This window comes from Rhizobacter sp. P2_H2 (assembly GCF_056403375.1).
In genome coordinates this window covers 1-5103 of the sequence record NZ_JBFUFP010000342.1, presented here as the reverse complement: position 1 = coordinate 5103, position 5103 = coordinate 1, and the positions used below count along the sequence as shown (strand labels likewise).

8 protein-coding genes are annotated in these 5103 nt (G+C 67.7%); 3 read left to right on the top strand and 5 right to left on the bottom strand.

Annotated features, from left to right (window positions below; all coding sequences use genetic code 11):
• The 3 genes from AC1D15_RS17455 to AC1D15_RS17445 all read left to right on the top strand — a co-directional run.
• On the top strand, nt 1-611 hold a 611-nt coding region (locus AC1D15_RS17455; RefSeq protein ID WP_477826968.1), incomplete at its 5' end, for a glutathione S-transferase C-terminal domain-containing protein.
• The gene (locus tag AC1D15_RS17450; protein WP_477826967.1) at nt 608-1516 is read left to right on the top strand and encodes an SDR family oxidoreductase; all 909 of its coding nucleotides are present in this window, start codon (nt 608-610) and stop codon (nt 1514-1516) included. The genes AC1D15_RS17455 and AC1D15_RS17450, both read left to right, overlap by 4 nt.
• A 158-nt stretch (nt 1517-1674) precedes the next feature.
• On the top strand, nt 1675-2124 hold the full coding sequence (locus AC1D15_RS17445; protein WP_477826969.1) for a nuclear transport factor 2 family protein: 450 nt from the start codon (nt 1675-1677) through the stop codon (nt 2122-2124).
• A 54-nt stretch (nt 2125-2178) separates the two neighbouring features.
• On the opposite strand, the gene AC1D15_RS17440 is transcribed toward AC1D15_RS17445, so the two are convergent.
• From AC1D15_RS17440 to AC1D15_RS17420, 5 genes are all read right to left on the bottom strand, one after another.
• Nucleotides 2179-2556 (bottom strand): type II toxin-antitoxin system VapC family toxin, encoded by a 378-nt coding sequence (locus tag AC1D15_RS17440; RefSeq protein WP_477826966.1) that lies wholly within the window; start codon nt 2554-2556, stop codon nt 2179-2181.
• Nucleotides 2557-2564: 8 nt separating this feature from the next.
• Entirely contained in the window at nt 2565-2975 is a 411-nt protein-coding gene (locus AC1D15_RS17435) for a hypothetical protein (protein ID WP_477826965.1), read from the bottom strand.
• A gap of 91 nt (nt 2976-3066) precedes the next feature.
• A complete protein-coding gene (locus AC1D15_RS17430; protein ID WP_477826964.1) occupies nt 3067-3315 on the bottom strand; it encodes a hypothetical protein in 249 nt (82 codons plus the stop codon).
• Nucleotides 3308-4687: a serine hydrolase domain-containing protein gene (locus tag AC1D15_RS17425; protein ID WP_477826963.1), complete on the bottom strand. Its 1380-nt coding sequence runs from the start codon at nt 4685-4687 to the stop codon at nt 3308-3310. Before AC1D15_RS17425 ends, AC1D15_RS17430 begins: the two co-directional genes overlap by 8 nt.
• 13 nt (nt 4688-4700) lie before the next feature.
• Nucleotides 4701-5103: hypothetical protein (locus AC1D15_RS17420; protein WP_477826962.1), on the bottom strand; the 403-nt coding region annotated here is incomplete at its 5' end.

Here is a 5103-nt window from a genome sequence, read left to right as displayed (position 1 = left end):
CGATGCAGCCGGCCGGCGTGGCCCACATCTTCGAAGGGGCGCCACCCGAGTTCCTGAAGGCCTTCGGTGCGGATCGCGCCGCGATGACCGCCGGCATGCGCCGCGTGACCACCGCCGATGCCGCCGTGCAACTGCAGAGCTACTTCAGTTGGCTCGAATCGCAGGTGGCCGATGGCCGGCCGTTCTTGATGGGCGCGCAGCCCTGCATCGCGGATTTCTCGGTCGCGCAATCGCTGTGGTACGTGCGCCGCGCGCCGCCCGTCGCGACCATCCTCGCGCCGTTCCAGAAGCTGATCGGCTGGTACGAGCGGGTCGCGGCGTTCGGGCACGGCACGGTCGAGAAGATGACGAGTGCCGACGCGCTCGACATCGCCGCGCGCACCACCGGGCACGTGCCGACGAAGGTGGAGCCCGGCCTCGGCTTCGACGCCGGTACGGCCGTCACCGTGATGCCCACCGATTACGCGCCCGATCCGGTGGCCGGCGCGCTGGTCGGGCTCACGGCGCACGAGGTCGTCATCGAGCGGCGCGACGAGCGCGGCGGGCTGCTGCACGTGCATTTCCCACGCATCGGCTACCAGGTCAAGAAGGTTTCAACGGAGACGACATGAAGAACTTCAAGGGTGGCACCGCCGTCATCACCGGCGCGGGTTCGGGGTTCGGGCTCGAGGCTTCGCGCATCGCCGCGCGATTGGGCATGAACGTCGTGATGGCCGACGTGCAGCAGGACGCGCTCGATGCCGCGGCGGCCGAGATCCGCAGCCTCGGCGCGCAGGTGCTCGCGCAGCGGATCGATGTCGCGAAGGCGGCCGAGGTCGAGGCGCTGGGCGCGGCCACCTTCGAGCGCTTCGGCGCGCCGAACTTCGTCTTCAACAACGCCGGCGTCGGGGCCGGCGGGCTGATCTGGGAACACACGCTGAAGGACTGGGAGTGGGTCGTCGGCGTCAACCTGATGGGCGTCGCGCACGGCGTGCGGGTCTTCACGCCGATGATGCTGGAGGCTGCAGGGAAAGATCCCGCGTGGCGCGGCCACATCGTCAACACCGCGTCGATGGCCGGCATGGTGTGCGCACCCAACATGGGCGTCTACAACGTGACCAAGCATGCGGTCGTTGCGCTCAGCGAGACGCTCTACCAGGACCTGCGCCTCGTCACCGACCAGGTGAGCGCCTCGGTGCTGTGCCCGTTCTTCGTGCCCACCGGCATCCACCAGAGCCATCGCAACCGGCCGGCCGACCTGCGCGACGGCGCCGTGAAGCCCACGAAGAGCCAGCTGATCGCGCAGGCGATGAGCAACAAGGCGGTGACCAGCGGCAAGCTCAGCGCCGCCGACGTGGCGCAGATGGTGTTCGATGCGATTGCCAATGACCGCTTCTACATCTTCRGCCACCCGAAGAGCCTCGCCAGCGTGCAGACGCGGCTCGAGGACATCATGACGCCGCGCAACCCGACCGATCCGTTCGCGCAGAAGCCGGAGCTGGGTGAGGAACTGAAGGCGGCACTGCGTACGGCATAACTCGTCATACAACTGATCCATCGCGATCCCCGATACCCAGGGCTAACCCGCATGGCAGCGGGCACATCGGTCTCCTCATAATGCGGCCCGTTTCGCAGTTGTACGATGACGTACGACATCCGATCCGGCCTCATGACCCCCTGAAGGAGACGACGATGATGAAGATCAAGACCATGCTTGGCGTGCTGGCCGGCAGCCTGGCGCTGTGCGCCTGTTCGGTGATGCCCGCCGGCAGCGGTGGCGCGAACGATTCAGCCGTGGCCGCGGCCGAGAAGCTGCGCGTCGCGATGGTCGACCCCGACCAGGCGGTGCTGAGCGTGCTGGTGGCCGATGAGCTGAGCTACGGCCACTCGGGTGGCAGGATCGACACGAAGGCGAGCTTCATCGGCGACCTGGTGGCCGGTAACTCCGATTTCGTCAGCATCGACATCAGCGACCAGACGGTCAAGGTGGTGCAGGACGTCACGATCATCCGCCACACGCTGGTCGCCAAGACCAACGACCGCGGCGTGGCCGGCAACGTCAAGCTGCACGTGCTGCAGGTGTGGCAACGCCAGGGCGGCGCATGGAAGCTGCTGGCTCGCCAGGCGGTGCGGCCGCCGGCGTGATGCGAGGGGTTGGCCTGCGGCGTGTGTCATGCCGCAGGTCGGCCCTTTGGCAGATCAAGGCTCGAACGCCTCGATCTGCATCTCAGGCACTGCATGGAAGTGCTTGCGATTGCCGGTCAGCAGCACGGCCTGATGTTCGACCGCGGTCGCCGCGATGAGCGCATCAGCCAGCCGCAGACCATGCGACAACGCCATCGCTTCGACAAGTTCTGTCGCGCGCTGCGAGATGGCCGGTGTCAGCGGGACGATTTCCGTGCGTCTCGCGGCCAGGCTTTTCTTCAGCTGCAGCAGCTCTCGCTTGTTTCGGCAACCCTGGGCGAGCTCGATGTACGTCACCACCGACATGCGCCATGGGCGAATATGGCCCAGACGCCGGGCCGCGCCGACATGACCACGCGTGTGCCACACCAGCACATCTGAATCGATCAGCATCGGCAACCTCAGTCGTTGCGTGGCGTGCCGTCCGCGTTGAAACGCGAGGCACGAATCGATCGGATGTAGCCCTCGACATCTTTCATGTCTTCGCGATCACGCCACATGCCGAACAGCGGGTCGTCGGTGGGCGTGTCCGAAGTGTCTGTCTGCTGCGATATGTYGGCTTCAGCCTCAATGTGCACGGTGACCAACCCGCTTCCAGTTGGCGTCAATTGAGCACGCCACTGCGCCGGGAGTTCGGCAACGGGAACATGTTTGATGACGACGGGATTCATGGAGGTCCTCGCATCGAGTTGCATTCGCGGCGCACCGCGGCGCTCTGACTGGCACTCGACCTTACCACCGGTGTGGGACGGGTTGAGGGTTGCCACGGATGGATTGATCTGGGCGTTCGAGAAGTTGGTGTTGTCGCGCATGAGCTTGAGGGGAAGTGTTCTCCGAGTCTCGATGTCGAAAGTCGAGGCTTGAAGGAGAAGCCCCTTACGCCGACGCGCCTTCGCGCATCGATCAGGGTCGCGCCTCGACCCCAGGGCCCATCCGTTGATCGACCCATTTCAGGCCGGCCTGCCGCGCGTGCAGGGCGGCCTGTTCCGCTTCCGGGAACACCGTCGAGCCCACGTCGACGCTGAACTGGTCGCGGTGCGCGCCGAAGCTGTGGACCACCTGCAGCCGCGCGTTGAAGCCGCCACCGGCGGAGGGGCGCGGCGTGAAGTCGAGGTCGTGGCCGCGGTAGGTTTCGTGGAAGGCTTCAGGCATCGGCGGCCCCGCCTTCCCGCGCCGACAACTCCTTCGCGACCCGCCGCTCCGACAGCATCTTCGTGCCGCCGAGCCAGAACTCGTGGGCCGCGCCGCGCGCGTCGTGCTGCAGGCGCACCGTCTCGCCATGGTTGCCGAAGGCACCGGCCAGCGTGATGCGGCCGCGGTTGCGGCTGTCGGGCACGAACTCGGTGGCGTCGAGCATCGGATTGGCGAGGGCCGGGTTCGCGACCAGCACCTTGCCGTCCATCGGCAGCAGGTCGCTCGCCCCCCACAGCGTCCACCAGCGACCCGACCAGGCGGCTGCGCGCTTCGACGGCGCACCGTGCACCGCATGCGCACGCAGCACCTGCAGCGCGCCATCGACCCACAGGTTCGACATGCCGTCGGCCGCGTTGGTCAGCACCGTGACCGTGAGGCCCTGCGCCGGCACGCAGGCGGTGCGCGTCAGCGTGCCCTGGAAGCCGCCGGTGTGGCCGAACCATTCCCAGTCCGCCACCGAACCGCACATCGTGCCCAGGCCGTAGCTGCGGTTGAGGCTGGAATACGGGTCGGGCCACTGCCGGTGCCACATCAGGCGGCGGCTCGCCTTGCCGATCACGCCGCGCTTCGCCTGCGGCGACAGGCTGCCGAAGAAGCGCGCCAGGTCGCCCGCGGTGCTGACGAAGCCGGTGGCCGAGGCCAGTGCGTTCGTCGGGTTGTCGCCGGTGATCACCACGCGGCGGCCCAGCGGCCACTTCGCGCTGTGGCCGTTGGCGAAGGGCAGGGCATCGTCGATCGGTGCATCGGGCGAGGTGGCTGCAAGGCCGGCCGGTGCGATGACCTCGCGCCGCATCCAGTCGACATAAGGTTCGCCGGTGACGGCTTCGATCGCGAGGCCCAGCAGCCCATAGCCGTGGTTCGAATACTTCAACCGGGTGCTGGCATCGATCACCAGCCCGCCGGCCAGGTCGGCGCGCAGCGCGGCCTCGTCGAGAAAGGTGCGCCTGTCCTGCCATTGACCGGCGTCGGTGCCGTCGCGCACCAGGCCTGCGGTGTGCGACAGCAGCTGTGCCAGCGTGGTGGCGGCCACGTCGCGGTGCAGGCCGCCCACGTGCCGGCCGATGCGGTCGTCGAGCTGCAGGCGCCCGGCCTCGCGCAGCTTCATGATCGCGACCGTGGTGAAGGTCTTCGAGTGCGAGGCCACGCGGAAGCGGTGCTGCGGCGTGAGCGCCGTGCCCTGCGCGAGGTTCGCGTACCCGAAGGCGTGTTCGAGCACCAGCTTGCCGTCGTGCGCCACCGCGATCGCACAGCCCGGCTGCTCGCTGACGCGCATCTGGTGTTCCAGCCAGCGAGGCAGGTAGTCCAGCGCTGCACCCAACCATCGTTTCATCGGATTCCCTTGTTCATGAGGCACACCCCGCATCCTTCAGCATCTTCAAGGTCGCCGCATCCGGCACCCCCGCCGCATCGATCCGCGGCACCCACACCGCGGGCGCCGACAACTGCTGCGCATCCATCGGCTCGATCGCGATCTGCTCCGGCTTGATCGCGAGACCCAGCGGCTGCGCCAGCGAGATCAGCAGCGACTTCAGCTCCTTGTCGGCCGCGTCCTTCATCTGCGCATGCGTGGCCGGCGTGCGCAGCCGGTCGTGGGCCTGGCTCAGCGCGAGCGCGGTGGCGTAGACCAGCACCTCGTTCTGCCGCGCGTACTCGTCGACGAACACGCCTTTCTCGACCGTCTCGAAGCGGAAGCTCTGCGTCGCCACCGACGGGCAGCCCACCAGCTGCACCGGCGGCGCCTTGAAC